This is a genomic window from Paraburkholderia lebeckiae (genome assembly GCF_050436325.1).
In the GTDB taxonomy this organism is placed as follows: Bacteria; Pseudomonadota; Gammaproteobacteria; order Burkholderiales; family Burkholderiaceae; genus Paraburkholderia; species Paraburkholderia tuberum.
The window spans coordinates 604,388-628,389 of the sequence record NZ_JBNDLZ010000002.1 but is presented as its reverse complement, the minus strand read 5'-3'; the positions used below and the strand labels follow the sequence as shown (position 1 = coordinate 628,389).

The following is a 24,002-nucleotide window of genomic DNA, read 5'->3' as shown; positions in this document are numbered from 1 at the left end:
GGCGCGCGTTCGATACACACGGCACGCGCGCGCGCCGGCCTCCTGAACGTGGAGCGCGCATGGCCACCTTATCGGTTCTCTATTCGCTCGTTTATCAGTTCGGCGACAACTTCGCCTATCTGGTGCTCGCGGCGCTCGGGCTCGCGGTGATCTTCGGCATGATGGGCGTCATCAATCTCGCGCATGGCGAGTTCATCATGTGCGGGGCGTATGTCACCATCATCGCGGCCAAACGCGGCGTGCCGCTGCCGCTCGCGATGCTGCTCGGCGCGATCGCGGCGGCGCTCGCAGGCGTGATCGTCGAAAGACTCGTGATTCGTCATCTTTACGACCGCGTGTTCGATTCTGTCGTGGCGACATGGGCGATCAGCCTCATCGTGCAGCAGACGATGCTGCTCGTCGCCGGACCGTCCATCGAAGGCATCGGCACGCCGTTCGGGTCGTTCTCGCTCGGCGATTATTCGTTCTCGACTTATCGCGCCGTGCTGCCACTCATCGCGCTGGCGATCCTTTTCGGCCTCTACCTTATGTTCTTCAAGACGAACTACGGCGTCTGTGCGCGCGCGACGATCCAGAACCCGAATATTGCGCAATGCCTCGGGCTGCGCACGGACCGGCTCTATACGTTGACCTTCGCGCTCGGCGCGGGGCTGGCAGGTCTCACAGGCGGGCTCTACGCACCGACCATGACGGCGGTCCCGACGATGGGCAGCAACTTTATCGTGCAGGCGTTCGTTTCGGTGGTCGTCGGCGGTGCGAACGTGATTGCGGGAACGACGCCGGCCGCTGGCGTGCTCGCCATCATCCAGACGGCGCTCACGGCATCTTACGGCCAGTTGTTCGGGCAGATCGGGCTGCTCGTGACGGTCATCGTCGTGATTCGGCTGATGCCGCAGGGCCTCGGTAATCTCTTCACCCGCTTGCGCTAGGAGGCAGACGTGAAGCAAGCGAAAATGCCTTCAAAGACGTCTCACACCAGCGCCTCGACACGCGCGCTGCGTGCGATGCCCTGGCTCGTGGCGCTGTGCCTGCCGCTCATCGTCGATGCGAACACCAGTGGCAACCTCGCGTACTGCCTGCTGTGGGCATTCAGCGCGGTCGGCCTCGCGGCGATGTGGGGCTACGGCGGCATCCTGTCGTTCGGACAGACCGCGTTCTTCGGACTGTCGGGCTATAGCTACGGCATCTTCACTCTGAATTACGGCGACATGTGGTTCGAGTCCTGGCTCGGTCTCGGCGTGGGCCTGGTGGTGAGCGTCGTGGTCGCCACGCTGATCGGCTATATGATTTTCTACGGCCGCATCAAGGGCGTGTTCATCGGCATCGTCACGCTCTCGGTGACGCTTGTGCTCGAAACGTTCATGTCGCAGACGGCGGGACCGCAATGGGCGATCGGTGAAGCGCGGCTGAACGGCTACAACGGCATGGGCGGCATGGCGCCGCTCACGATTCCTTGGCGGGACGGACCCCTCACGCTGGAAAACGTGAGCTTCTATTATCTCGTGGTGATCCTGTTGATCGTGGTCTATGTCGTGATGCGCAGGCTGCTCGATGGCACCTTCGGCCTCACGCTCATCGCGATCCGCGAGAACCCGCAACGCGCCGAGATGCTCGGCGTCGACATCCGTCGTCATCAGCTACTCGTGTTCGTGCTGGGTTGCACGCTGGGCGGATTGTCTGGGGCGCTTTACACGATCTGGGGTTCATATATCACCCCCTCGACGATGGGCCTCACCGCGGCCGCGATGCCGGTCATTTGGGTCGCGACCTCGGGCAGGAAGAGCATCGGCGGAACCATTCTCGGCACCGCGCTGCTCGTCTGGCTCTCGCAGAATCTCGCGGTGTACGGCAGCCAGTACGCGTTGATCCTGCTCGGTGCGATCCTGCTGATCGTCGTGCTGGGCGCGCCCGAAGGCTTGCTGCCATTCGTTACGCGGCAGCTGAAACGTCTCTCCAGCCGCACGGGCGACGGCGCGCGCCCCGTTGGCGCAGGTCTCAAACGAGAGGAGGGCAAGTCATGACCACGCTCCTGGAAACGCGCGGACTCACAAAGCATTTCGGCGGCGCCCACGTTATCAACGGCATCGACTTCAGCATCGACGCGGGTGAGATTCGCTGCGTGATCGGGCCGAACGGCGCGGGCAAGAGCACGTTCTTCAAGCTCATCACGGGCGAGCATCGCCCCTCGGAAGGCAGTGTGATGTTTCTCGGCCAGGACATGAGCCATGTGCTGCCTCACGAGCGCATCCGCATGGGCATGAGCATCAAGTTCCAGATTCCCGGCGTGTTTCCGGACCTGAGCGTGCGCCAGCATCTGCAACTGTCGCTGCATCGCGCGAAAGACGACCGCCCCGATAGCCTCGGCGAACTGCTACAGCGCTTCATGCTGGAGAGCGAGGACGGCGTGCTCGCGCGCAATCTGTCGCACGGCAAGAAGCAATGGCTCGAGATCGCGATGGCCGTCTCCCTGCGACCCAAACTGCTGTTTCTCGATGAACCCGTGGCCGGCATGTCGGTCGAGGAAACGCACGCGACGGGTGAGCTCATCAAGCGTCTGTCAGCGGACGGTCTCACGATGATGGTCGTCGAGCACGACATGACGTTCGTCAAGCAGATCGCCTCGCGCGTGACGGTGCTGCACGGGGGGAGTGTTCTCGCGGACGGCCCGCTCGACGAAATCCTCGCCCGCGACGATGTCGCCGAGGTCTACTTGGGAAAGAAGAAATGAGCGCGTTGCTCGAAGTGTCAGGCGTAGAAGCGGGATACGGTGGCGGCCGCGTGCTGAACGGGGTATCGATCGGTATCGAGCGCGGCGAGGTGCTGGCGCTGATCGGCCGTAACGGAGTCGGCAAGACGACGCTGATGCGCGCGCTCATCGGACTGATCAGGCTCGATGCTGGTGAAATCAAACTCGACGGCGCTGCGATCGGCCACGAAAAACCGTACGTTCGCGCGCAGAAAGGCATGGGATACGTGCCGCAGGGCCGCGAGATTTTCGGCGCGCTGACGGTCGCCGAGAACCTTCAGGTCGGCGCACAGGCGAATCGCGCGCAGGCCGCGCAAATGAAAGAGAAAGTCGTCGGCTACTTTCCCATCCTGAAGAAGCGCTACACGCAGAAAGCGGGAACCATGAGCGGCGGCGAACAGCAGCAACTCGCGATTGCGCGCGCGCTCATCAGCGCGCCCAAGGTGCTCCTGCTCGATGAACCGTCGGAAGGCATTCAGCCGTCGATCGTCGATCTGATCGGCGAGACGTTGCAGCAGATCGCGCGCGAGACGGGCATCGGCGTGGTGCTCGTCGAGCAGGACATGGGCATGGTCGAACGGATCGCGACACGCTGCTGCGTGATGGACAAGGGCCGTATCGTCGATGTATTGAGCCCTGCACAACTCGGGGACGAGCAATTGATTCGCCAGTACTTGGCACTGTGACGGAGAGCGGAACATGAAATGGCTTGAAGAATCGATCATGATGAAGCGCGGTGTCGGCGCGGATCGGGAACCGGTGGAGCACCATCTCACCGAAGAGATGCAGCAGACGTATCACTACACCATCGGGCCGTATTCGCAGCCGGTGCTGCACGTCAAACCCGGCGATCGCGTGGTGGTGGAAACGCGCGATGCGTTCGAGGGCAAGATCAAGGAGGAAACCGACAAGCCGTCACAGGTGCTGCAAGTGCCGTTTCTCAATCCGCAGAACGGACCGATCATGATCGAGGGTGCAGAAAAGGGCGACGTGGTGGCGGTGTACATCGAGAAGATGGCGCCGCGCGGCGAGGATCCGCACGGCTTCTGTTGCATGATACCGAACTTCGGCGCATTGACGGGCACCGACTACACTGCATTGCTCAACGAGCCGTTGCCGGAAGTCGTACGCAAGATCAAGATCGACGAAGATGGGGAGAACGTGTACTGGAGCAAGCGCAATACGCTGCCGTACAAGCCACATATCGGCACGCTGAGCCTATCGCCCGAAATCGATTCGATCAATTCCCTCACGCCCGACAATCACGGCGGCAACATGGATGTGCCGGACATGGGGCCGGGCAGCATAACCTATTTGCCGGTCCGCTCGCCGGGCGGGCGCCTGTTTATCGGCGATGCGCATGCCTGTCAGGGCGACGGCGAAGTGTGCGGCACGGCCGTGGAGTATCAGAGCACGACGACCGTGCGCCTCGATCTGATCAAGAACTGGCAGATCGCCTGGCCGCGGCTGGAGAATGAGGACGCGCTCATGAGCATCGGCAGCGCACGCCCGCTGGAGGACGCGACGCGGATCGCCTATCGCGAACTCGTGTTGTGGATGGCGGCCGAGTACGGCTTCGACAAGTGGGACGCGTACATGATGCTGAGCCAGGTCGGCAAGGTTCGCCTCGGCAATTTCGTCGACCCAAAATATACAGTTGGCGCGATGGTCGCCAAGCACTACCTCAAGTAGAACATAGTCAGACGAATCGAAGCACCGAAGACCTCAGCGCGGGGCGCCGCTCCGCGCGCATTAAAGAGCGTGTCACGAAATGGCTTTGTCCGATCCAATCCGAGTGGGCTTGCTGTGCTCGACGAGCGGTTCGACCGCGTTGCTCGAGCAGTCTCAATGGCGCGGAGCGTGCCTCGCCGTCGAGGAGATCAATGCGCGCGGCGGTATCGGCGGACGCGAACTCGTCGCCCTTCATTACGATCCCGGCTCCGACCCGGCCTCGTTTCGCGAGCTGGCCGAGCGGTTGATCGTGAAGGACGGCGTCAACACGATCTTCGGCGGCTATACGTCGACCAGCCGCAAGGCGATGCTGCCTGTCGTCGAAAAGCACAACCGGCTGCTGATCTACTCGCAGATGTACGAGGGCTTCGAGTACTCCGACAACATCATCTATAGCGGCGCGTCGCCCAATCAGAACGGCGTGCAACTCGCGGACTTCATGACGGAGACCTTCGGCGCGCGGGTCTACTTCGTCGGGTCGAGCTACGTCTATCCGTACGAGTGCAATCGTACGATGCAGGAACTGCTGCTCCAGCATCCCGAAGGCGCGATTCTCGGCGAGCGCTATCTGCCGCTGGACGCGCCGCGCGATCAGTTCGCGCAGGTCATCGCGGACATCAGGCGCAAGTCGCCGGACTGGATTTTCTGCACGGTGATCGGCGATACCGTGCCTTATCTCTACGATGCCTACGCGCACGCGGACTTCGATCCGGCCAGAATGCCCATCGGCAGTCTCAATACCTCCGAGACTGAGATTCGTGCGATGGAGCGCGGCATCGCGGCGGGCCACATCACGGCCGCGCCTTATTTCCAAAGCATTGACACGGAAGAAAACCATCGCGCGGTCGCGCATCATCAGGCGCTTTATGAGGCCGACACGCCGACCGACATGAACTGGGAGGCTGCGTATTATCAGATGCACATGTTCGCGGAAGCATTCACCCGCGCAGGCTCGGACGAACTCGCGACAATCATGCCGCATTTGCTCGGTTCGGAATTCACCGCGCCGCAAGGCCGCGTGCGCATCGATCCCGTGAATCATCATATGGCGCTTTATCCGCGCATCGGCCGCGCAAACGCGGACGGCCAGTTCACCATCCTGCGCGAGTCGAAGTTCGCTGTCGGCCCCGATCCGTACATGACGCGCCAGACGCTCGGGGACTGGGTCACGAAGTTGAGCACGCGGGACTATTGACGTGAGCGCGCGTGCGGACAGAGGCCAGCGGAGCCTCACCAGTTCGATCCTCGAGCGCAATGCGCGCGTGGTCGTTTTCCATCCGGACGACGACGACGGGCAAACGCTCGCCAACCATCTGCGGCGCATGGGCTTTTATGTCGAGCAATGCTGGCCGCCGATAGACACCTTGCCCGAGCGCGTCGATCTGGTGTTTCGCGCGCTCTTGCCCGAGGAGCGTACGCCGAGCGGCGAGTGGTCGGGACCCGATGCGCCGCCCGTCATCTGCGTGGTGGCCCATGAGAATCCGACGTTCATCGATCAGGCCATCAAACTCGGAGCGGACGGCATCATCACGACGCCGATCCGCGCATCGGGGTTACTTTCGACCGTGGTAATGGCCCTGTATCACGCGAAGCGTGCGCGTCAGCATGCACAGCGTATCGCCAAGCTCGAACAGAAGCTGCTCGACAGCCGGCATCTGCAGGAAGCTAAAAACATTCTAATGATCATGCATCGCGTGAGTGAGCGTGATGCGTACGACATACTGCGCGCTCAGGCGATGGAAAAGCGCGTGACCATCGACGATATTTGCCATTCCGTCATTCAAGCGGGCGAAGTGTTGCAGATCACGCGCGGCATGACATCCGGGGAAGGGCGCGAGAAAGAGTGAGCGCACAGGCTACGTTTTCTGATCGACACGCACAGGAGCGACGAAAATGGACCTGCAACTTAAAGGTCTGAAGGCGATCGTGACCGGCGGCACGAAGGGCGCACGCGCGTCGGGTGCGGCCGTCGATGTGCCGGACGGCGATGCGCTCAAGGCTTGGGTCGGGGGGCGTCGGTGCGGAGTGGGACGGGATCGATATCGCCGTGGCCAATGTGAGCGCGCTCACGATCGGCCACGACATCCAGTCGTGGCGCAAGGAGTTCGAGACGGATCTGCTCGGCATGGTCAATCTCGTCGATGCCGCCATGCCGTTTCGCGAGGTGAGCCGGGCCGCTTCGATCGTCGCGATATGGAGCGTGTCGGGACGCGAGATCGATTTTGCCGCGGGTCCGTACGGGTCTTCAAGGCCGCGCTCGTTCGCTACATGTAGGGGCTGGCGAATCAGCTCGCATCGAAGGGCATCCGCGCGAATACGGTATCGCCCGGCAATGTGTATTTCGAAGGCGGCGTGTGGGACTGGATCGAGTATTACGACGCGGCGCTGTTCGAGCGTGCGCTTGCGTTGAAGCCGAGCGGACGCATGGGCCGGCCGCAGGAAATCGCCAACGCAGTGGCGTTCATCGCGAGTCCGGCGGCGAGCTTCATAAGTGGGGCGAACTTCGTCGTCGATGGCGCGCTCACGTGTGGCATCCAGCTTTGAGCGCTTTGAGGTACCGATAACTCAACAGGAGCATCGAATGGAACAAGGCAGTGCGATGGACATCGATCTGGATGCGCTCACGGTCGAAGCCGTGCAGGCGGGTTTTCGAGCTGGGACATTTACGGCTGAGCAACTGGCGCGCGCCTGCTTCGACAGGATCGAGCGCGACAACGCAAAATTCAACGCGCTGATCTTTCTGAACTCAGACGCGATCGGCGATGCGCGGAAGATCGACGAACGGCGCGCAGCCGGTGAGGCGCTCGGGCCGCTCGCGGGCGTGCCGGTGGTCATCAAGGATCCGATGGATATGGTCGGCTTTCCGACCACGGCGGGATGGGCGAAGCTTTACAGCAAGAAGGGCGGCGTCGACCTGATGCCCGAGCGCGATGCGCCGGTCGTCGCGCGCATGCGGCGCGCGGGCGCGGTCCTGCTCGGCAAGACCAACGTGCCCATCCTGAGCCACACCGGATCGCATGCGAACGATAGCTGGGCTGGGCCGACCATCAACGTGCCGATGCCCGACCGCGTGCCGGGAGGCAGCAGCGCGGGAACGGCGTCGGCGGTTGCATCGGGCATGGCGGTGCTCGGACTCGCCGAAGAAACGGGCGGCTCGATCCAGAACCCAGCCTCGGCGCAGGGCCTCGTCGGCATCAAGCCGACTATCGGACTGGTGCCGAATGCGGGCGTCGTGCCGCTGTCGGGTAATCGCGATGTAGTGGGCCCGATTGCCCGCAACGTGCGCGATGCGGCGCTCTGCCTCGACGTGCTCGCAGGCTATTCGAGCGAGGACCCGAAGACGCTCGCGAGCGTCGGCCGGCAGCCGGAAGGCGGTTATACGTCGGCGCTGTCACCGGATGCGTTGAACGGCAAGCGTATCGGTTTATATGGCCCGGGATGGCGCGCGCAGCCGCTCTCCGATGAAGCAGCCGTGCTGTATGCGCGCGTCAAGCAAGAGCTGGCCGGTCTCGGCGCGGTCCTGGTCGACGATCCGTTCGAAGGCTCTGGTTTCGCCGATCTGAGAAAGCCGACGCCGCCACTGGAACACTTCGATGCGCGTGGACTCGAATCCATTCCGTACGATCTCGAGAAATATCTGCAGCGGCTCGGCAAGCATGCGCCGCTCAAAACGTTCGCGGAATTCGCCGAAGCGACTAAAGACGACAATGTGTTCGGGCCCGATGGCGTACTGCGCTATTTGCCTAGCCTCGCCGACTTCCGGGCTGCGTTGGCCGATCCTTCGTTGCCGCCGGAGATGCCGGAGTTCGTCGACCTGAAGGCGCGTTATATGAGTATCTTCGATACGGTGATGAGCACGCACCGACTCGATGCGCTCGTCTTTCCACAGATGCGATGCGAGCTTCCTCCGCTTCACGGCAAGGACATCATTCAGGAGACGACGGTCGGCGAAATCAATATCGCGGGATTGCCTGGCATTGCTGTGCCAGCGGGCTATTACAAGTCGGGGTCTCCGTTCGGGCTGATCTTCGTCGGTCGGCAGTGGGACGAGGCGGCGCTGCTCGGATATGCCTACGCATACGAGATTGGCGCGGGTCGCCAGAAGGCGGCGCCGATGCTCGATTGATTCGGGTGCCGGCCCGAGAGTTCTGCAGGGAACGTTAGGATCCTGAGAATCGACCTTGACGTTCTTCGCTCGCTCAGTCTTGAGTCCATCGGCAGGTTACCTGAAGCAATTGGACTGCCGCTATGCAAGGTGCGGCCGCCGCAGGGCTCCTAATCACCGCCCGTCGGCTATGGCCGATGACTTGTCGTACGGCTGCCAAGGTGAGCGACCGCTGGGCCCCGGAAGCTATCGTTGATTTTGGGGCATGCTGAAGGCTGGTTCAGCGTCGACATCGTCTGCGCTGACGGTCTGATCGCGCATCGCTCATTGAGTTAAAAGCATGGCGAGCATTCTCGGGTGCCCTGAGACGTTCGTCGGTCAGTTCACGGCGAAGTCGCTGTCTCGCCGAGCATCGATTGACGGCATGCAGAGCCGCCGCAATGACAGGCGTACATTTTCCGAAATTCCTCGGTGACATCGCCATCGACGACGAGGCCGTAGTCAATGAAAAGTTCGTCACCGGGCTTGATGGCAGTGACCGCATGAATAAAAACCCGATCACCGGCCTCGACTGCCTCGCAGTTGGGTGTGCATGCATGGTTCAGGAAGCGGAGCGGGCGCTGTTGCCGCCGCGGCTGCCATCAATTACACGGCCGTCGGACAGACCAAAAATAAAGGTATGCCCGTTTTCGGATTGCTGGCGGCTGGCGGCGCGGCGGCGTCAATTACCCCACCCCGAATCGGAAGGAGCGACAACTATGCCGAGCTGAGCAGCGACAACTAACCCCGCCGACCGGCGCATTGACTCAACATTTTTGCTACCAAGCGGTACCTGTTGCCTCATGTAATTTGTTACCCGTCAGAATGCTGGCGGGGACGACTTATGACGAGGCGGCTCAGCATGACAACACGACGGGAATTGACTGAGGCGGTTGGCGAGCGGTATCGACGTTCTGACCGGACGGAGAAACGCCGGATCCTGGACGAATTCATTCAATTGACGGGCTATCACCGCAAGCATGCGATCCGGGTGCTGTGTCGGGATCCGCAGCCGCAAAGGGCGAAGCCAGGGCCGCAGCGATGGCGACGAAGTGCGTGCGGCGCTGATCACGCTGTGGGAGGCTGCCGACAGGATCTGCGGCAAGCGGTTGAAGGCGCTCATCCCGACGCTGATCGACTCGATGACACGGCATGGTCACCTGTCGCTATCGAAGGACGCGCGCCAACGGCTTAAGCAGATCAGCGCCGCTACCATTGACCGGCTGCTGCGCGACGTGCGCGAACAGGCCTTCTCCGGCCAGCGCCGGCGCAATCGGCAATGCAATTCGCCGTGCGGTGCCGATCCGCACGTTCTCTGACTGGAACGATCCGTTGCCCGGCTATCTCGAGGTCGATTTCGTCGAGCATTGTGGTGGCACCAAGATCGACGGCGACTTCGTGCACAGATTCGTGATGACAGATATCGCGACCGGCTGGACCGAATGCCTGACCATGCCGTATCGCAGCGGGGCGTTCGTTCTCGAGCACATCGAGCGTGTTAGCCGTGCGTTGCCGTTTCCGCTACGTGGTCTGGATTGCGATAACGATACTGCCTTCATGAACGCGGCCATGCTTGACTTCTGCAAGGCAACGGGTATCGAACTGACGCGCTCACGTGCCTACAAGAAAAACGATCAGGCGTGGGTCGAGCAAAAGAATGGCGCCATTGTGCGTCGCCTCGTTGGCTATGGCAGGCTACGCGGCCTCGAAGCCACGGCAACCTTGCATCCCTCTACGAGGTGTCGCGGCTGTACATCAACTTCTTCCAGCCGTCATTCGAGCTGAAATCGAAGACCCGTCACGGCGCGAGGGTGACGAAGCGCTATGAGGCGCCCTTGACGCCGCTCGAGCGCGTGCTGCGCTCTGCTTCGGTGTCGGAGGCAACCAAACGCAGACTGCGTGCCCAGTTCAGAGCGCTCGACCCACTGGATCTCTTACGTCGAATGCGCGACGCCCAGCAGCGTGTCGCCGAATGCAGTGCTTCCGGAGCGGCGCCGCCGGAGACAAGAACATCCGGTCAAGTTCCACTCGCGGATTTCCTGGCGAGTCTTGGAACGGCGTGGCAGGCCGGAGAGGTCCGGCCGACGCATCGTCGAAAAGCGCGCGTCCCCCATGACTGGCGTACCCGGGAAGATCCGTTCGAGCATACTTGGCCGAAGATACAGCAGTGGCTCGAAGCGGAGCCCGACATTACCGCGCAAAAGCTCCATGAGCGTCTCACTTCGATGGCTCCCAACATGTATTCCGACGCGCAGTTGCGCACCTTGCAGCGCCGCGTGAAGGTATGGCGATCGAATCGCGCCAGAGAACTGGTGACGCGGATACTCGGCGATGCCGACGCGATGACGGCTGGCGCCGCTACGCAGCGCCAGCCGTCATCGCAAAACATTCGGACAGTGACAATTACCCGGGAGTAACATCATCCCGTGAGGCAACACGACCGGCCAAGATAGTTGTCGCCCACGGGCGGCCATCGTAATTGACAATCTACAGGATGGGAGCATATCGCTGCAGCCGCCCCCATTCAATGCGTGCCGTCGTCCAGTACACAACTAACAGTCAATTGCCCGCGCCTGTATCCCAAACTTCGCCACGACCGCATCTCCAGGGCGACCGGTGGTTCAGTTTTATGCATGAGGCAGGGCAAATCCGGTCTGGATCGCGATGATGTCTCGTCCCAAGCCTCGCGAGCGGCGTGAGCGGCGTGAGCTCCAACATGCGTGAGGGTGATCTCGCGGCGAGTAGTCAGACGGTGAGCTCATGGATGAACAGACAAACGCTCATCCGCGGTTGCCGCCGCCACAGGCGAAATCTGGTGCCTCAAGGGCGCGCGAAATCCGTCAGCGTCAGCTCGAGACGTGTCGCGGGATGGGCGAGAAGCTTCCGTTCTGCTATCGCACGAATGCGCCCATACCCGTCGCGAAAGGTTTTGAGGATGCGGGCGTCGATCGCACCTGGTTCGAGCCAGAAATACGCTTCGGGCGCCGCGATCGTGATCACGCATTCAATCGTGCTGTGCTGCCGAACCAGACCAAAGGCGACGCCGAGGCGACCGGCGAGCAAGTGCGGTTCGAGTTCAACGGTTCCAGCGGGTTCCATAGGCGGCAATCGCTTCGCGCAGCGACGCGTCAGAATGATGTGCTGGGGCGCGTCGGCGGCGACGAGTTGGTCCTGCTGGCACCTGATTGCGGCGACGACGGAAAACTACGGGAACTGGCGGGACGCCTCGTATCGTGCGTTCGCGCTGTCGGTAAGAACGAGTTCGGCGGGCGCTTCCCGATTGGCGTCAGCATCGGCATCGCGACGTACCCTGCTTCGTGCCATAGGTGCAGGTCGAAAATTTGTGTGAAGACGTCGCGCGCAGCGAATGCATAAATTACTAAATTAACTTTCATCTGCGCGCTATCAATACGACAGCGTGGCCCGCGTAGGCTGCATTCATCAATTTCCTCGACGGAGAATCCATCGTGAAAACTTCTCACCGTGCCGCTATCGCTAGCCTGTTGGCCGCTGCACTCGTCGTCCCGGTCGTTTCGTATGCACAGACCGATGGTCCCAAGACTCGCGCGCAGGTGCAGGCCGAACTGGTCCAGCTCGAAAACGCTGGTTACCATCTGGACGGCGGCGACGCCGCGACTTATCCGGCGAAACTGCAGGCCGCCGAAGCCAAGGTCGATGCGCAAGAACAGCCAGCCGCCACGAGTTACGGCGGTACGTCGAACGGAGCGTCGCAGGCTGGCGGCAGCCGCGTTTCAACTGCCGACTGGAACGCGATGTACAACCACCCGTGATGCCCGAATCCACCTAAGGTGCAGTCACGCAGTTGCTGATTTGCTGCGTGCGGGCTGCAGCAGAAAGACAGACTTTCTGCTTCGGGTTTGCGTCGTCACGACAGGCGTTTTCGGACAAAGCAATTTTCCTCTTCCGTAATGGGCGCTTCCGCCCATCGCGCTACTGGCGCGTTCGTGGCTGACCTTACTGATGTGCTGGTCGGATTGCTGCTGGGCCTTATGGAACCGCTTGTTTCTGTTGCCTGGTTGCGAAAAAACCTGACGCGACCGGACCTGATCATCCTGGAAGCAGGACTGCCAACGGCCGTATCAGCCGGCGCAGCACCGCCGACTGAGGACGAGGGAATGCCCGGTTCTATATACGTTGATCTCAATAAGTATTTCGCAGACGAGGATCAAGTTTTACCTCATATGCTGGCGGCACCCTGCAAGTTTTCGGAGGATGCGCGGGCGTTAGGCGTGAACCGCGACGATACGATTGTCGTATTCGATAAATTTGGCATTTACGCAAGCCCGCGGCTGCGGCTGGCATTCAAGGCTATGGGTCACGACAAAGTCGCGGTGCTTGATGGCGGCTTGCCGGCTTGGCGAGCGACCAGTCCCGCCGGCTACCCTCGTGCATCTGACGCGTACCGACAGCCGGGAAATTTCGTCGCAAACTTTCGATCACAAGTGTTTTGCGACGCAGAATTTGTTTGCGAAGCGATGCAATCCCCCGACTATGCGATTGTTGATGCGAGGTCTTCGGGACGATTCAAAGGAACGGCTCCTGAGCCACGAGCGGGCTTGCGTGGCGGACATATTCCTGGCGCAGTAAATATGCCCTTCGACTCGGTACTCGATCAAGGAGTTATGCGTTCTGCGGACGAATTGCGAACTATCTTCGATGGGCTTTCTTTGGCATCAAAGCGACTCGTTTTTAGCTGTGGTTCCGGAGTGACGGCGTGTGTTCCCGCTCTAGCGGCAGAGGTGATTGGAGTAACTGATATCAGGGTTTATGACGGGTCTTGGTCTGAATGGGGTGCCCGACGTGACCTGCCAATAAGCGTCGACTGATGTGGCCCAGTCCCGCTTACATCCCAGGGGAAGCGGAAGGCTCATCGGTGAACTTCAGAGTCGACTCGAGCAGAGGTAGCCATCACGCCGGCCGAACGTCCGTATAAGAGAAATGTGAGAGGCTGTTTTGGGTCGACGGCTGCCCGATCGCGATCAACGGCGGACCACACGGCCTGATCTATGTCGGTGACCGCACTTGCTTAGCAGGGAGCGTAACGTCGTCCGTGGGCTCAAATAGCATGGTAGCGTTTGGTTGCTGCTGCGGAAGGAACCATTGAGGTGCGGGGAATGTCGTCGTTCTATTGGCCCACACCCTGATGTGCTGCCGCTATGGCAGCATCACGCTCTTTTTTGGCTGCTGCCTTTTTCTCATCGAAAACTTTTTGTGCAGCGACTACGTGCTTGTTATAGACACGATTGGCTGCGGCCACCTGTTGGTGCATCCTCACGATTTCGTCGGGATGCTCTGCAGCCGCCGGCGCACTGGTTGCGGAATTGTCTTGAGCCCAAACGGACGCGTTTGAAAGCACTGCAACGAAAATCGCCGAAGCGGTAACCACAAGAAATTTCATGATGAGCTCCCGGGGATATTGCGGATATTCGCCGTCCAAACGTCGACGGATTTTTCACCCTACACGGCCAGGCGGATGAAACCAATGGGACCAAAGTCCGATAGCGGCCCCGGAACTCCGTACTCCCACCGCGCTGGACCCCGGCCCCATTTGAAACCATATGCGCAGCGAGCGGCCGACAACGCTCACGTCAAAGGCGAGTGCGCAGCCCTTTTCGCGGGATGGTCCTTGCACGACTGTGCAAACGCTTAGTTTCGGAAAATTGAGGCGGGACTTGTCAGCCGGCGGACTGGCAGCGGGCTAACCTGCCATTAGCGACGTTCAGAAGCCACAGACGTGGAATATCGGTGGCGGTGAAAGATGACGCAAAGGAGAAAAATCGGTGCCGGCAAGAACGATTAGCAAGGGCAAACACACCTACCGTATTGAACCGATCGGACTGGCTGAAGGAGGGTATACATTTGAGATCGTCCATATTGACCATACTGGAGACGCGATCAAAGAAGTGCGGCACGAACCGGGAATCGCTTACGCGACAGAAGAGGCCGCCATGGACAATGCACTTCATGTGGCGGCAGAAATGGCTGAACAGCAGGACGACGGAACTCCGTAAGTTGTCGAGCCTGGCGGCGGGACGCCCGCCCGCCGCCCCACGGATGGAATTCAGGAATGCTTCCCCTCACCCTTGAATTGACCGGGCCGTGCCGCTCATTGAATACGATGTTCGGCTCGCCCGTATGCGTGGCCGCTCCACATCCCGTAACGGACGACCAGCGTGCGAGCTGCTATGGCCGACTGGGGTCGGCTACGGAAGTTCGACGCGGCGGTGCGGCCGACGATCACCGGAGGCCGCTCGATTTCCGGGATCGGCCAGGAAGCGTCATTCACCTGAGAGCTCACGCGAACATTCGAACCGCTGGTCCACTCCGGTAGCGGAGCTTGGCCGATCAATTGGGCCCGTTGCGTCACCGACCGGACCGGTATGAGGCAGTCACGTCGGTCGCGCAATCCTCTTCAACGCACCGGTAGAGCTTCGCCGAAATCTATCGGCTCGTTCAGCGATACAATGGAGCGGAGTGCAATGTAGGCCACTCCAATTGCTGCGAATGGCGGAACGGTCGTTAAGGGCTTGATCAGTTGTCTCGAAGTGTTTTGCTGGCATGGGATGCCGGTCTCGTAGAAGACGAACAACACGGCACAACAGACAGAAGTGTGCCATGTGCGTTCGGTACGCTGCGTGCCAGTTTGCAATCGGACGAACAAGTGGCGAGGTCGTTTGACAATGCCTGCACTCTGGACGCATTGGTCACGCTGCGCATCATGGGCGTGAGAGGTAGTCTCACCCGTTCGGACAGTCTTCTGAGGTTTTTAAGTGGAACGTCCGGGGCAGTCATGCTGCCAATTCGATCGCAGGCAGCATCGCGAAGTATGCCTCATCCGGCGTGCGGTCTTCCAGACTCGAATGAGGTCGTCTCTGGTTGTACAGATTGACGTAATCGCCGATTGAGCGCCGGGCATGGCTGACCGATTCATAGGCTTTCAGATACACCTCTTCATATTTCACGCTTCGCCACACGCGCTCGACGAACACGTTGTCTCGCAGGCACCTTTGCCGTTCATGGACAAGCGGATGCCCCGGCTGAGCACGGCGTCGGTGAACGCTGTCGCGGTGAACTGGGCTGCCCTGGTCGGTATTGACGATCTCAGGTTGCCCGTACTTCGCGAACGCTTCTTCCAACGCCTCGACAGCGTGCATCGCCTCCATCGTGATCGCTACGCGGTGGGCCAGCACCTTGCGGCTGGCCCAGTCCACCACGGCGATCAGATACACGAAGCCGCGCGAACTCGTATCCAGTGCCCAGACCTGGTTTGCCCGATTGATCGTCATGCTCCGTAGCAGATACGGCCAGATCTTGTGCTGCGCATTGCGTCGGCTCGTGTTCGGCTTGCAATACAGCGCCTCGATACCCATGCGCTTCATCAGCGTGCGCACGTGCCGACGGCCGATCTCGTGTGCCTCGCGACGCAGCAGTCGTGCCAGCATCCGCGCCCCGGCAAATGGAAACTCCATGTGCAGTTCGTCGATTCGGCGCATCAGCAACTGGTCCGCTTCGCTCACCGGCTGCGCCCGGTAATACACGCTCGATCTCGCGATGCCGACGAGTCGCGCCTGCTGCGAGACAGGCAATGCGTGCGTACGATCGATCATCGCTTTGCGCTCAGCAATCCCGCCTTGTTGAGCGCGCCGCTTAAAAAATCGTTCTCCAGGGTGAGTTGGCCGATCTTCGCATGTAGCTCCTTCAAATCGACCTGCGGCTCGCTCGACGCCGTGCCTCCTGCGCCGAACACGTCGGCAGCGCGTTCCTGCAACTGCCGCTTCCATTCTGTGATCTGGTTCGGGTGGGCTCTGTTCGGAAGGGTCCGAATTTCCATGCTTTGGACGCAACTATCCATTTTTGAAAGAAACGGGTCGAACAAAGGAATTCCACCGATTAAGGATGTTGGCGATGATCGCGCCCTCGCGCTCCTGCGACTCAATTTTTCGTGTCAGCAAGGTCGAGCCGATGCAACGCTTGATCCGGGAGATCTGCGCTTCAACCAGCGAGCGCTTCCCATAGCCGTATTTCTTGTGAATGCGTAAATGCCTTTTTCCCTGATGTAGCTAACGATCTTGTCGTGCCATCGCGTCTGCTCTTCGCCGTGGACCACCGCGTGAGAAGGCGGTGGAATAATGGGGAGCACGCCGGATCGGGACAGCTCCTCGGCCCGCTCGATGCTATAGTAGGCGCCGTCCGCGATCAAGCAGTCAACCGGGAGATCAGCGGGCAGAACGCGCTCCATCCCTTCGCTATCCGAAACGTCTGTGCCGGTGATGGCGATTGCGTGAACGTTCATGTCAACGTCGATCGACAGGTGCATCTTGCGCCGCGGCGTTTTCGCTGCCTTTTTGCCGTACTTCTGCTTGTACCATTCACTGGCCCGGCCGAAACTCATCCCCGTGCTCGCGCCGCTTCGGCGGATTGTTGTTGGCTGGAATATTCGCCCGAAAGCCGCGAAACTATAAGTGCAACGTTCGGAACGATTGATGTTCTCTGGTTATCAATCGACGCGGGGAAGCCTGCCTGAGCGGCTTGCCCCGCAGCCGGCGCGGAATCCGATCACGCCACGAAGCGGCACTGGGACGCGGGCGTGCGCGTGTCCATATTGCGTCCGCGGTTGAGATGATCGTCGATTTCCGCCGCGCAGCCGAGCATGCGCGGATAAAGGAAGATCGTGAACGCGGCGGTCTCCAGATCGGTCTCGCTGAATTCACCGCGTCGCAGCGGCTGCCACAGCATCTTCAGCAGCAATGCGGCGATCACCGCATCGACATTGACGCAATAGACGTTGCGCGAGACACCTGCGTCGAACAACGCCTGCACCAGCTCGCGGTAGTACGCATGGAACACGTTGTATTCACCGCGCTTCCCGCACAGTTCCGCGATGAACACTTCGCGCGGGTCGTGGTTGACCGGTCTGTCCTTGAACACCGGATGATTCACGCCCGGAAGCTTCGCGATGTCGAGGCTGCCCGCATGCTTCTGTCGGGCCTTGTACTGCGCATAGCGCTCGACCGAGCGCTCGGCGAGCGAGCGCAGGTCCACGCCGTGGCCGGGCTTCGACGGATCGTCCAGCGCGGTTTCCCTGAAAGCATCCATCAGGAACGCGATGCCCTCGTACCCGTTCCCGCCGTGCGTGTAGCCGGTATGGGTGAGAAAGCCGACCAGCGCCTTGTTGAGCTGCACGCGCTCGGGGCTTTCCGGACCGTCGGCGGATACCGCGCCCTTCGCGCCCTGCGCGGAGATCGCGCCCGGACCGTTGGTGAGCAGCAGGCCGACGAGCGTTTTGAAGGCGAACAGGTCGTCCGGACCCGGCTTCCGGTTGAGCAGCGCGGCGAAGCCGATTTCGGTGAGACTGCGCTCGTTCAGCAATTCGTCGGTGGAGAAGCCGCAGAAACCGTCCGGGCCATGCCGCGACGCATCGGCCGATGCACCGATCAGCGTCCCGAACAGCATGCTCCACCAGGGCAGGCTTTCGGCGGTCACGCGCGAGATGCGCTTGCGCATGAGCGGGCCCCACGCCAGCGTCGTCGTGATCGCGGCCAGCACCGCGTCGCCGGTCGGGTGAGCGGGCTGCGACGTCAGCCAGCGGACGAACGCCGATTTCGCGCCGCGCGCGGCGAGTCCCGCGAGCATTGCTTCGGCGAGCGGATCGCGAGAGTCGGTGAAGAACTGTTCACAGCCGCTTGCGTCGATGCGTGCGACGTCGAAGGTTTCGTTCAGCGCGTCGGCAAGACCGGCGGCCGCAAACCGATCGATCAGCCACCTGGTGACGTCCCGCGCCGCGCGCTGACGTTTCGGCCCGACGATCGACGCCGCAGCCGCGAGAATTGCATTCGGGGCGTTGTCCGCTTCGCGTGCGGCTTGCGCCGCCGCGAGTTCCGGCCTGCCGTGCAGATTGACGAATGCGGCGATCGCCACATCGATGAGTTTTTCGTCATTCTCGCCGCCGAACTCGTGCAGCAGGGCAAGGCCGACGTTCGCTTCGAGCGAATGCGTCGCCGCCTCCAGCATCGACGCGCCGTGCAGGCTGCTCACCTGCGTCTTCGCATCCATCTGCGATGCGCCCGATGCGTCCTTGAGCGTCTGGCGCGGAGCGATCACGCCGATCTGCCGATTGACCTGACGGACCTGCTCGTTATACGGCGCAACAGCTTCCACGACCGGAATCGCGAGGCCGTCCGGCAGCGCGATGCCCTGATCGGAGCCAAACCACGGCTTGAGTGCGAGACTGCCCTCCGACTCGAAATCGGGCATCGTCGCGTTGGCGCGCATCACGGCGCTCAGCGCGGCCGGGATGTGCGCAATGTTCGTCACCACGGCACCCTTCGTCGAGCAGCATGGATCATCCGGCGTGAAGAGGCGCTCGACGCCGAACTTCTGCATGAACCAGCGTTCCTTGGCCTGCGCATCGTCGTTGCCGCCGGCCATCGCGCCGGCGTGGCCGACTGCCCGCGTGAGGCGGCTCTTCCACCGTCCCACGACGCACGCGACGACTGGCTTCGTGAAGACCGCATCGGCCTCGTAGTAGCCACCCGGTTCGCAGTAAAGCACCGCAGCCTTGCTGCGCGCATCGTTGGCGAGTGCGAACGCGAATTCCGGCGCGGCATAGTGGATGTAGACGTCCTTGCCGCTCGAGATGACCGTCGACGTGCCCCAGCCACCCATGCGCAGGTATTGCGCAATCGTCGTGCTGAAGCCACCGGAGTTGGAGAAGATCGCGATCGAGCCCCTGCGCAACGAATCGTCAGGATTGTCGCCGCCGAGCGCTCCGCCGATCCTCACGCGATTCCACGAATCGGCGACGCCGAGGCCGTTCGCGCCGAAGATGTCGATGCCCGCCTGCTGGCCCATCGCGCGGATTTCGCGGGCGTCGTGGACCGCGATCTTCTCGGTGATGATGAAAATCTTCCGCAGCTCGGGATTCACGCGAATCAGCTCAGCGACGCCGTCGCGGGCCGCGGACGGCGGCAGGTAAACGACGCCGCAGTTGAACCGGTGTCCCGCCTGCAGCCCCTCACGGACGTTGTTGTACACGGGGATATCGCCGGCCGGCGTCGCGAGCACTTGCCCGCCCTTGCCCGGCGCGGTGCCGAATACGACGTTACCGCCCGAGAATGCGTGACTCACGGGCGTCACGTCCGACGATTCACCGCCCAGGATGTTGAGCACGCACACGCGATCCTCGCGCGTGGCGATCTGTGCGAGTGAGTTGACGCCAACGAAGTACCTGAACGTATTGCTGCCTTGCTTGTACATGTCGATCTCCTCAGGCATGAGCCGTTCCGGTTTGCCTCGGTGACGCGCCAATCCTTGCTGCGATCTCGGTGCGGCCGCCGGCGCGCATCCAGGCGTCCGCCTGGCGTGCGTACTGGATCACTTCGCTGATGTCAGAGTCGAAGCCGAACAGCCGGTAGGGCAGGCCCAGCGAGTCGCAGGTGTCCCTCAACGCCGACATGCCGCGCACGAGGTTCGGGCCTCCCCGGCCCAGCACGACATAAAGCGGTGTCGCTCCGTGCCCGCTGAAGTGCTCGCGCAGGGCGTCGGCCATGGCGCGCAGCGTCTCGTAGATGTCCGTGTTATTGGACTTGCCGCCGATGATGAAGAGCACATTCGCCTGTTCGAGCCAGTGCCTGAAACAGATGCGCGCCACTTCCTTCATCTTCGCGTAAGGCGGATTGCCGCCGAAATCCGACGAGATGATCGCGGCGTCGCCCAGCATTTCAGTGACGAGCGAGTTGGCGCCGCCGCCGAAGGTCGGGGCGAGGATCGTTCCCTTCTCGTTGATGACGTACACATCGCTCTGGCCCTGGTGGGTGCGAAGCTGGTTGATCTCCTGCTCAAAATCCGAGTAATCGGCGGCGAACAGATGAGGCGGCAGGCCAAGACGCGCCCAGCGCGGATCGTCGCGATCGAAGCCGCACTTGAAGTCGCAGGCGACGGGTGTGAGTCGTCCGTTCTTGTCCTCGCGCATGCGGATCGGGTTCAACTCGAGCGTCGTCATGCCGAAGTCGTGAAAGAGTTCCCAGAGTTTCGGCAACTGCTGCACGAGCGGCGAAATGATCTCCTTCGGCGCGCCGATCTCGCTCAGTGCATTCGCTACGACGAACGCCTTCAGCCCGGTCAGCGCATCGAATGGCACCATCGCCACCTGCTTCGGGTCGACCTCTTCGATGTCCATGCCGCCCATGTGCGAGAGCGTCATGGTCGGTGCGCGAAAACGGGTGGAATCCGTGATCGAGAAGTAGACTTCGTGCGTGGCCGGCACACCGGCTTCGAAGGTGACGCCATTCGCCTTCGCCTTGATGTGGCCGACGGCATGCCCGGCGAAGTAGAGCCGCTCCTTTTCCGCGAGCGCGGTCTTCAGGTCGGTCGCACGGCCAAGCAAACCTGCCTTGCCCTTCTTGCCGACTCCGCCCTTGAAGACGGGCTTGATGAAGATCTGGCGATGACGGTCGATCAGCGCCTTGACTTCCTCCTCGCTGGCGCCCGGGCCGAGGATCTCACTGGCCGGGAATCCGACGAATTGCAGCAGGCGCGCGCCGTGCAACATACCGGTGATTTGCATCGAAATGTCTCCTGAAATTCATTGCGATATAAAAAGGAAAACGGCTCTTGTGGCCCCGGTATTGGCACACCGCCGGCCGAGCCATTGATCGGGCGCCGTATGCGCAGAGCAGATGCGCGGTCGTTGGCGCACGCTCTATGCGGCGCTCGGGTGCGCTCTATGAAATCCGATGCGTGAAGACCGACCGGATCGCGAACTGCACTGCCCGTGGGCGTTCACGTGTTCAATTGGTGCGTGGTAGCGGATCACCCTGTCATGCGCGGCGCGACGTTGTGCCCGAACGGAACGGTCTTTGCCAGCACGACAGTCTCGCCCTCGATGTAGTGCGAAGTGTCAGCTTCGATCGGTGCGGGAGCGATCAGGCGGTTGCACTCTAGTGAGTTAAAAATCCAATACATAACCAAGGGTTGTTGCTTGCCTTTCGCCAACAGGTACCGCTATCAGGCTGCAAGCCGTAAAACGCTCATTGCCGGACGTTCCACCGCAGGCGGAAATACACACCATGTACCGTCATCGTGGAGGAAGAAATAAATTGCCAACGCGCATGCCGGCAGCAATGCCTCGACGTATAGATAGCATAGCGTCGCCGACTCGAGGGTATGCGACCGAACCGGCTTACCCGAACCGGCGTCTCCGGAGTCGGTCCAACCCATTTTTCGATCAGCAAACGCAAAGAAGACCTGTCCACCGAATCCATCGCCGTCTCCTTCAACCTCTGTCTCGTTGATGTAGACATCTAGTAGAACTACAAACAGTAGGCCGTGAGGACATCACTTTTTTGCACGGCTCGTAGGGTGTCGTTGCGACACTGTATCGATCGCGACCATGGAGAGAGGTTTGTATGCGAATTTCTACCTCATGACACTCGCGATAGCAGAAATTAGGCGCGCATCGGTTGTGGCAGCGCTCTGCCGCCCTTCCGTATCGACGCTACGATCTTAGTGTGCTGAATCCTTCTGTTAGCTTTCACAAAGGCAGGTTTTCTTTAAGGTCTATCCCTACGTAGCTCGGGCGCTATCAATCTGTACTCGCCGCTTTGGGGCAACATGATCGTCGATCGCGATTACCATACGGGCGCAAGGAAGATTGAGGCGGAGGCTTCGAATCCCGCCAGTTGACTCTCATGTGATCGCCTTCGGACATTCGCCGATAGGCGGCGACTGACTCTCGTGCGTCGCCTACGGAAGTTCGCCGTGCGACCGGGGCCGGCCAGGTGCGCTCATTTGACATCGACGCAGAACCAGCGTCCGGCCGCGGGTGGCGCAACGCGCCGGCCAACCGGTCCGATGGCTTTTGCAGACTTTTCCCTAAAGTTGCATGTGAACCAGGTCGTTATACGTGACGAGCTGGCACTTCTTTCATTGACCGTGTCGTGGGAAGGCGAATCGGAAGGAATCCAGGCAAAATCGGATCAACGTCTACGGGGGATATCCAATGTTTGCCAGCACCTACAACAGCCTGCTCGTCCTGTTCTCGCTGCTTGTCGCGATTCTGGCCTCGTATACCGCGCCGATCAGGATCTCGTGATCGGTGTCCTTCGCTACATAGCCGGTTGCGCCCGCCCGCAGCGCGCGCGAGACGGCCGGTGCTTCGTTTTGCTCGCTCATGATCAGGATGGCGAGTGCCGGCCATTCGACTCGCACACGGCGGATCAGCTCGATACCGTTAATATCGGGCATCGACATGTCAAGCAGCAGAAGATCCAAATGGCGCGTGCGCAACACCTCGAGTATCGCGGTGCCTTGCGTCGCCTCCCCAGACACAATGATATCCGTGGTTTTTTCGATGAAGTGGCTGAGGCCAGCCCGTACGACTGGACGGTCGTCGGCAATCAGAACATGAATCACGACAACGTACCGAAAGTCCGGAAGGCGATTGTTCGAGGGCCGGCAGTCGACGCTGACCGTACTTCTTCACACGTGACCAGGACCTCCCGTAACCGATGCTGCTGGACTTGGCTCGTGGCCGCCCCTCAGGTCTTTGCTGCTCCGGCCCTCCACGGTCGCCGCCGCTTTTCCCAGATCTGTTGAGTCATCACTGCTCAGCCATACCTGTCCGTCGCACCGCGCGCAGATGGCCAGCTCTCCCGCATGCGACGCGTCCGCCCGCCATACGGTGGCGCGGTGCCCACACGCCACGCACGCATATGTGTAACGCATTTCAGTGAGTATTTCCATCAACGGTCTCCCAGCCATCGCGCCCCGCACTTAACCCTTGAGCGCCGTTAGAAACCAGTCGAAATCGCCGACGCGTTCACCTCGTCCGTTGCTCTCTTTACTGAAGCCTCCGGCTCACTGTTCGGAACGCGCCCTGTTCGTTCATTGAGAACACGGCAGATGTCGACTGCCAGGTCGTTGTCCCTGGCGAACCGCATGACAAAATCAAATGCGTCGGGACAGACGCGCCGCAATTCGTGCGCGATGCGCAGGCATTTAAGATCCTGTTCCCCAACCGGCATCGCAAGTCGCGTGCAGGCGAGATGAATGCCGGGGCCGCGCTCGCCAACGAACAGCGTGATGACCCCGGTCAGGCGTTCGGCCCAGTCGCCCGGCGGGAACAGCTTGCGTTGCGACGTCACGCCGCGGATCAGGTAACAGTCAATACCATCGTCAGTCATGTTGCTGGAATCGCCGGCGTGTGCGCCGTCAGGTAGCGGGCGGGCTGTCTGTGTTCGGGCAGTTTGTCCGACGCTGCGTTCGACGTGAGAATGCCGGTCTGGAAGCTCATTTTTCGGATTGCACCGGTCGTCAGGGCTGTTTTCAGGAAGGGCTCTTCCATGTCAATGATGCGATTTT

At 61.1% G+C, this 24,002-nt stretch carries 26 protein-coding genes and 2 pseudogenes; 17 read left to right on the top strand and 11 right to left on the bottom strand.

The window, feature by feature from the left end; translation table 11 throughout:
- Positions 1–59: 59 nt before the first annotated feature.
- The 10 genes and pseudogenes from OKW44_RS05880 (at position 60) to OKW44_RS05835 (ending at position 8,603) form a co-directional block, all read left to right on the top strand.
- Positions 60–929: an ABC transporter permease subunit gene (locus OKW44_RS05880; RefSeq protein ID WP_018421038.1), complete on the top strand. Its 870-nt coding sequence runs from the start codon at positions 60–62 to the stop codon at positions 927–929.
- Positions 930–938: 9 nt separating this feature from the next.
- Entirely contained in the window at positions 939–2,021 is a 1,083-nt protein-coding gene (locus tag OKW44_RS05875; RefSeq protein ID WP_018421039.1) for an ABC transporter permease subunit, read from the top strand.
- Entirely contained in the window at positions 2,018–2,728 is a 711-nt protein-coding gene (locus tag OKW44_RS05870; RefSeq protein WP_018421040.1) for an ABC transporter ATP-binding protein, read from the top strand. Before OKW44_RS05875 ends, OKW44_RS05870 begins: the two co-directional genes overlap by 4 nt.
- A complete protein-coding gene (locus OKW44_RS05865) occupies positions 2,725–3,432 on the top strand; it encodes an ABC transporter ATP-binding protein (RefSeq protein ID WP_018421041.1) in 708 nt (235 codons plus the stop codon). The genes OKW44_RS05870 and OKW44_RS05865 overlap by 4 nt, the downstream gene beginning before the upstream one ends.
- A gap of 13 nt (positions 3,433–3,445) precedes the next feature.
- Entirely contained in the window at positions 3,446–4,438 is a 993-nt protein-coding gene (locus tag OKW44_RS05860; RefSeq protein WP_429409649.1) for an acetamidase/formamidase family protein, read from the top strand.
- A 79-nt stretch (positions 4,439–4,517) separates the two neighbouring features.
- Positions 4,518–5,672, top strand: a complete 1,155-nt coding sequence (locus OKW44_RS05855; RefSeq protein WP_026225914.1) for a transporter substrate-binding domain-containing protein — start codon at positions 4,518–4,520, stop codon at positions 5,670–5,672.
- A gap of 1 nt (position 5,673) precedes the next feature.
- A complete protein-coding gene (locus OKW44_RS05850; RefSeq protein WP_018421044.1) occupies positions 5,674–6,324 on the top strand; it encodes an ANTAR domain-containing response regulator in 651 nt (216 codons plus the stop codon).
- A 125-nt stretch (positions 6,325–6,449) separates the two neighbouring features.
- Positions 6,450–6,665, top strand: a pseudogene (locus OKW44_RS05845) (hypothetical protein); the annotation flags it as partial.
- Between the two features lie 89 nt (positions 6,666–6,754).
- Positions 6,755–7,021: an SDR family oxidoreductase gene (locus tag OKW44_RS05840; protein ID WP_275426088.1), complete on the top strand. Its 267-nt coding sequence runs from the start codon at positions 6,755–6,757 to the stop codon at positions 7,019–7,021.
- 37 nt (positions 7,022–7,058) lie between these two features.
- Positions 7,059–8,603, top strand: coding sequence for an amidase (locus tag OKW44_RS05835; RefSeq protein ID WP_018421046.1), 1,545 nt, complete (start codon positions 7,059–7,061; stop codon positions 8,601–8,603).
- Between the two features lie 362 nt (positions 8,604–8,965).
- Here OKW44_RS05835 and OKW44_RS05830 read toward each other — a convergent pair.
- Positions 8,966–9,300: pseudogene (locus tag OKW44_RS05830) on the bottom strand (SET domain-containing protein); the annotation flags it as partial.
- Between the two features lie 373 nt (positions 9,301–9,673).
- On the opposite strand from OKW44_RS05830, the gene OKW44_RS05825 reads away from it, so the two are divergent.
- The 3 genes from OKW44_RS05825 to OKW44_RS05815 are packed head-to-tail and all read left to right on the top strand — an operon-like array spanning position 9,674 to position 11,038.
- Positions 9,674–9,940: a hypothetical protein gene (locus tag OKW44_RS05825; RefSeq protein WP_429409646.1), complete on the top strand. Its 267-nt coding sequence runs from the start codon at positions 9,674–9,676 to the stop codon at positions 9,938–9,940.
- A gap of 13 nt (positions 9,941–9,953) precedes the next feature.
- The gene (locus OKW44_RS05820; RefSeq protein WP_429409644.1) at positions 9,954–10,406 is read left to right on the top strand and encodes an integrase catalytic domain-containing protein; all 453 of its coding nucleotides are present in this window, start codon (positions 9,954–9,956) and stop codon (positions 10,404–10,406) included.
- On the top strand, positions 10,361–11,038 hold the full coding sequence (locus tag OKW44_RS05815; RefSeq protein WP_429409642.1) for a hypothetical protein: 678 nt from the start codon (positions 10,361–10,363) through the stop codon (positions 11,036–11,038). The genes OKW44_RS05820 and OKW44_RS05815 overlap by 46 nt, the downstream gene beginning before the upstream one ends.
- 403 nt (positions 11,039–11,441) lie before the next feature.
- Here the strand turns inward: OKW44_RS05815 and OKW44_RS05810 are convergent, their stop codons facing one another.
- Positions 11,442–11,720 carry a DUF1488 family protein gene (locus OKW44_RS05810; RefSeq protein WP_084754144.1) on the bottom strand — a complete coding sequence of 93 codons (279 nt, stop codon included), beginning with the start codon at positions 11,718–11,720 and terminating at the stop codon, positions 11,442–11,444.
- Here OKW44_RS05810 and OKW44_RS05805 point away from each other — a divergent pair.
- The 3 genes from OKW44_RS05805 to OKW44_RS05795 all read left to right on the top strand — a co-directional run bounded on the left by OKW44_RS05805 (position 11,637) and on the right by OKW44_RS05795 (position 13,468).
- Entirely contained in the window at positions 11,637–11,996 is a 360-nt protein-coding gene (locus OKW44_RS05805) for a diguanylate cyclase domain-containing protein (protein ID WP_084754146.1), read from the top strand. The genes OKW44_RS05810 and OKW44_RS05805 overlap by 84 nt on opposite strands.
- 92 nt (positions 11,997–12,088) lie before the next feature.
- Positions 12,089–12,412 (top strand): DUF4148 domain-containing protein, encoded by a 324-nt coding sequence (locus tag OKW44_RS05800; RefSeq protein ID WP_026225916.1) that lies wholly within the window; start codon positions 12,089–12,091, stop codon positions 12,410–12,412.
- A 174-nt stretch (positions 12,413–12,586) separates the two neighbouring features.
- Positions 12,587–13,468, top strand: a complete 882-nt coding sequence (locus OKW44_RS05795) for a sulfurtransferase (RefSeq protein WP_162633976.1) — start codon at positions 12,587–12,589, stop codon at positions 13,466–13,468.
- Positions 13,469–13,767: 299 nt separating this feature from the next.
- Here OKW44_RS05795 and OKW44_RS05790 read toward each other — a convergent pair whose 3' ends face one another.
- A complete protein-coding gene (locus tag OKW44_RS05790; RefSeq protein ID WP_084754130.1) occupies positions 13,768–14,040 on the bottom strand; it encodes a hypothetical protein in 273 nt (90 codons plus the stop codon).
- Between the two features lie 382 nt (positions 14,041–14,422).
- Here OKW44_RS05790 and OKW44_RS05785 point away from each other — a divergent pair, with 382 nt between their 5' ends.
- Positions 14,423–14,653 (top strand): hypothetical protein, encoded by a 231-nt coding sequence (locus OKW44_RS05785; protein WP_018421048.1) that lies wholly within the window; start codon positions 14,423–14,425, stop codon positions 14,651–14,653.
- A gap of 777 nt (positions 14,654–15,430) precedes the next feature.
- Here OKW44_RS05785 and OKW44_RS05780 read toward each other — a convergent pair.
- From OKW44_RS05780 to OKW44_RS05745, 8 genes are all read right to left on the bottom strand, one after another.
- Positions 15,431–16,249: an IS3 family transposase gene (locus tag OKW44_RS05780; RefSeq protein WP_018421050.1), complete on the bottom strand. Its 819-nt coding sequence runs from the start codon at positions 16,247–16,249 to the stop codon at positions 15,431–15,433.
- Positions 16,246–16,518 (bottom strand): hypothetical protein, encoded by a 273-nt coding sequence (locus tag OKW44_RS05775; protein ID WP_239499126.1) that lies wholly within the window; start codon positions 16,516–16,518, stop codon positions 16,246–16,248. Before OKW44_RS05775 ends, OKW44_RS05780 begins: the two co-directional genes overlap by 4 nt.
- 69 nt (positions 16,519–16,587) lie before the next feature.
- A complete protein-coding gene (locus tag OKW44_RS05770) occupies positions 16,588–17,034 on the bottom strand; it encodes a transposase (protein ID WP_051103799.1) in 447 nt (148 codons plus the stop codon).
- A 164-nt stretch (positions 17,035–17,198) separates the two neighbouring features.
- Positions 17,199–19,898: a CoA-binding protein gene (locus OKW44_RS05765; protein WP_280785294.1), complete on the bottom strand. Its 2,700-nt coding sequence runs from the start codon at positions 19,896–19,898 to the stop codon at positions 17,199–17,201.
- Between the two features lie 10 nt (positions 19,899–19,908).
- Entirely contained in the window at positions 19,909–21,207 is a 1,299-nt protein-coding gene (locus OKW44_RS05760; protein WP_280785282.1) for an ATP citrate lyase citrate-binding domain-containing protein, read from the bottom strand.
- Between the two features lie 1,448 nt (positions 21,208–22,655).
- Positions 22,656–23,054, bottom strand: coding sequence for a response regulator (locus tag OKW44_RS05755; protein WP_018421055.1), 399 nt, complete (start codon positions 23,052–23,054; stop codon positions 22,656–22,658).
- A 377-nt stretch (positions 23,055–23,431) separates the two neighbouring features.
- The gene (locus OKW44_RS05750; RefSeq protein ID WP_018421056.1) at positions 23,432–23,824 is read right to left on the bottom strand and encodes a DUF3579 domain-containing protein; all 393 of its coding nucleotides are present in this window, start codon (positions 23,822–23,824) and stop codon (positions 23,432–23,434) included.
- Entirely contained in the window at positions 23,821–23,985 is a 165-nt protein-coding gene (locus tag OKW44_RS05745; protein ID WP_018421057.1) for a hypothetical protein, read from the bottom strand. The genes OKW44_RS05750 and OKW44_RS05745 overlap by 4 nt, the downstream gene beginning before the upstream one ends.
- Positions 23,986–24,002 lie beyond the last annotated feature (17 nt).

Bases quoted from the DNA above. Each gene is read 5' to 3' on its own strand.
- OKW44_RS05855 (WP_026225914.1), top strand. From the start codon at position 4,518: ATGGCTTTGTCCGATCCAATCCGAGTGGGCTTGCTGTGCTCGACGAGC.
- OKW44_RS05765 (WP_280785294.1), bottom strand. From the start codon at position 19,898: ATGTACAAGCAAGGCAGCAATACGTTCAGGTACTTCGTTGGCGTCAAC.
- OKW44_RS05780 (WP_018421050.1), bottom strand. From the start codon at position 16,249: ATGATCGATCGTACGCACGCATTGCCTGTCTCGCAGCAGGCGCGACTC.
- OKW44_RS05750 (WP_018421056.1), bottom strand. From the start codon at position 23,824: ATGACTGACGATGGTATTGACTGTTACCTGATCCGCGGCGTGACGTCG.
- OKW44_RS05880 (WP_018421038.1), top strand. From the start codon at position 60: ATGGCCACCTTATCGGTTCTCTATTCGCTCGTTTATCAGTTCGGCGAC.
- OKW44_RS05865 (WP_018421041.1), top strand. From the start codon at position 2,725: ATGAGCGCGTTGCTCGAAGTGTCAGGCGTAGAAGCGGGATACGGTGGC.
- OKW44_RS05860 (WP_429409649.1), top strand. From the start codon at position 3,446: ATGAAATGGCTTGAAGAATCGATCATGATGAAGCGCGGTGTCGGCGCG.
- OKW44_RS05835 (WP_018421046.1), top strand. From the start codon at position 7,059: ATGGAACAAGGCAGTGCGATGGACATCGATCTGGATGCGCTCACGGTC.
- OKW44_RS05745 (WP_018421057.1), bottom strand. From the start codon at position 23,985: ATGGAAGAGCCCTTCCTGAAAACAGCCCTGACGACCGGTGCAATCCGA.
- OKW44_RS05790 (WP_084754130.1), bottom strand. From the start codon at position 14,040: ATGAAATTTCTTGTGGTTACCGCTTCGGCGATTTTCGTTGCAGTGCTT.
- OKW44_RS05870 (WP_018421040.1), top strand. From the start codon at position 2,018: ATGACCACGCTCCTGGAAACGCGCGGACTCACAAAGCATTTCGGCGGC.
- OKW44_RS05770 (WP_051103799.1), bottom strand. From the start codon at position 17,034: ATGAGTTTCGGCCGGGCCAGTGAATGGTACAAGCAGAAGTACGGCAAA.
- OKW44_RS05760 (WP_280785282.1), bottom strand. From the start codon at position 21,207: ATGCAAATCACCGGTATGTTGCACGGCGCGCGCCTGCTGCAATTCGTC.
- OKW44_RS05810 (WP_084754144.1), bottom strand. From the start codon at position 11,720: ATGGAACCCGCTGGAACCGTTGAACTCGAACCGCACTTGCTCGCCGGT.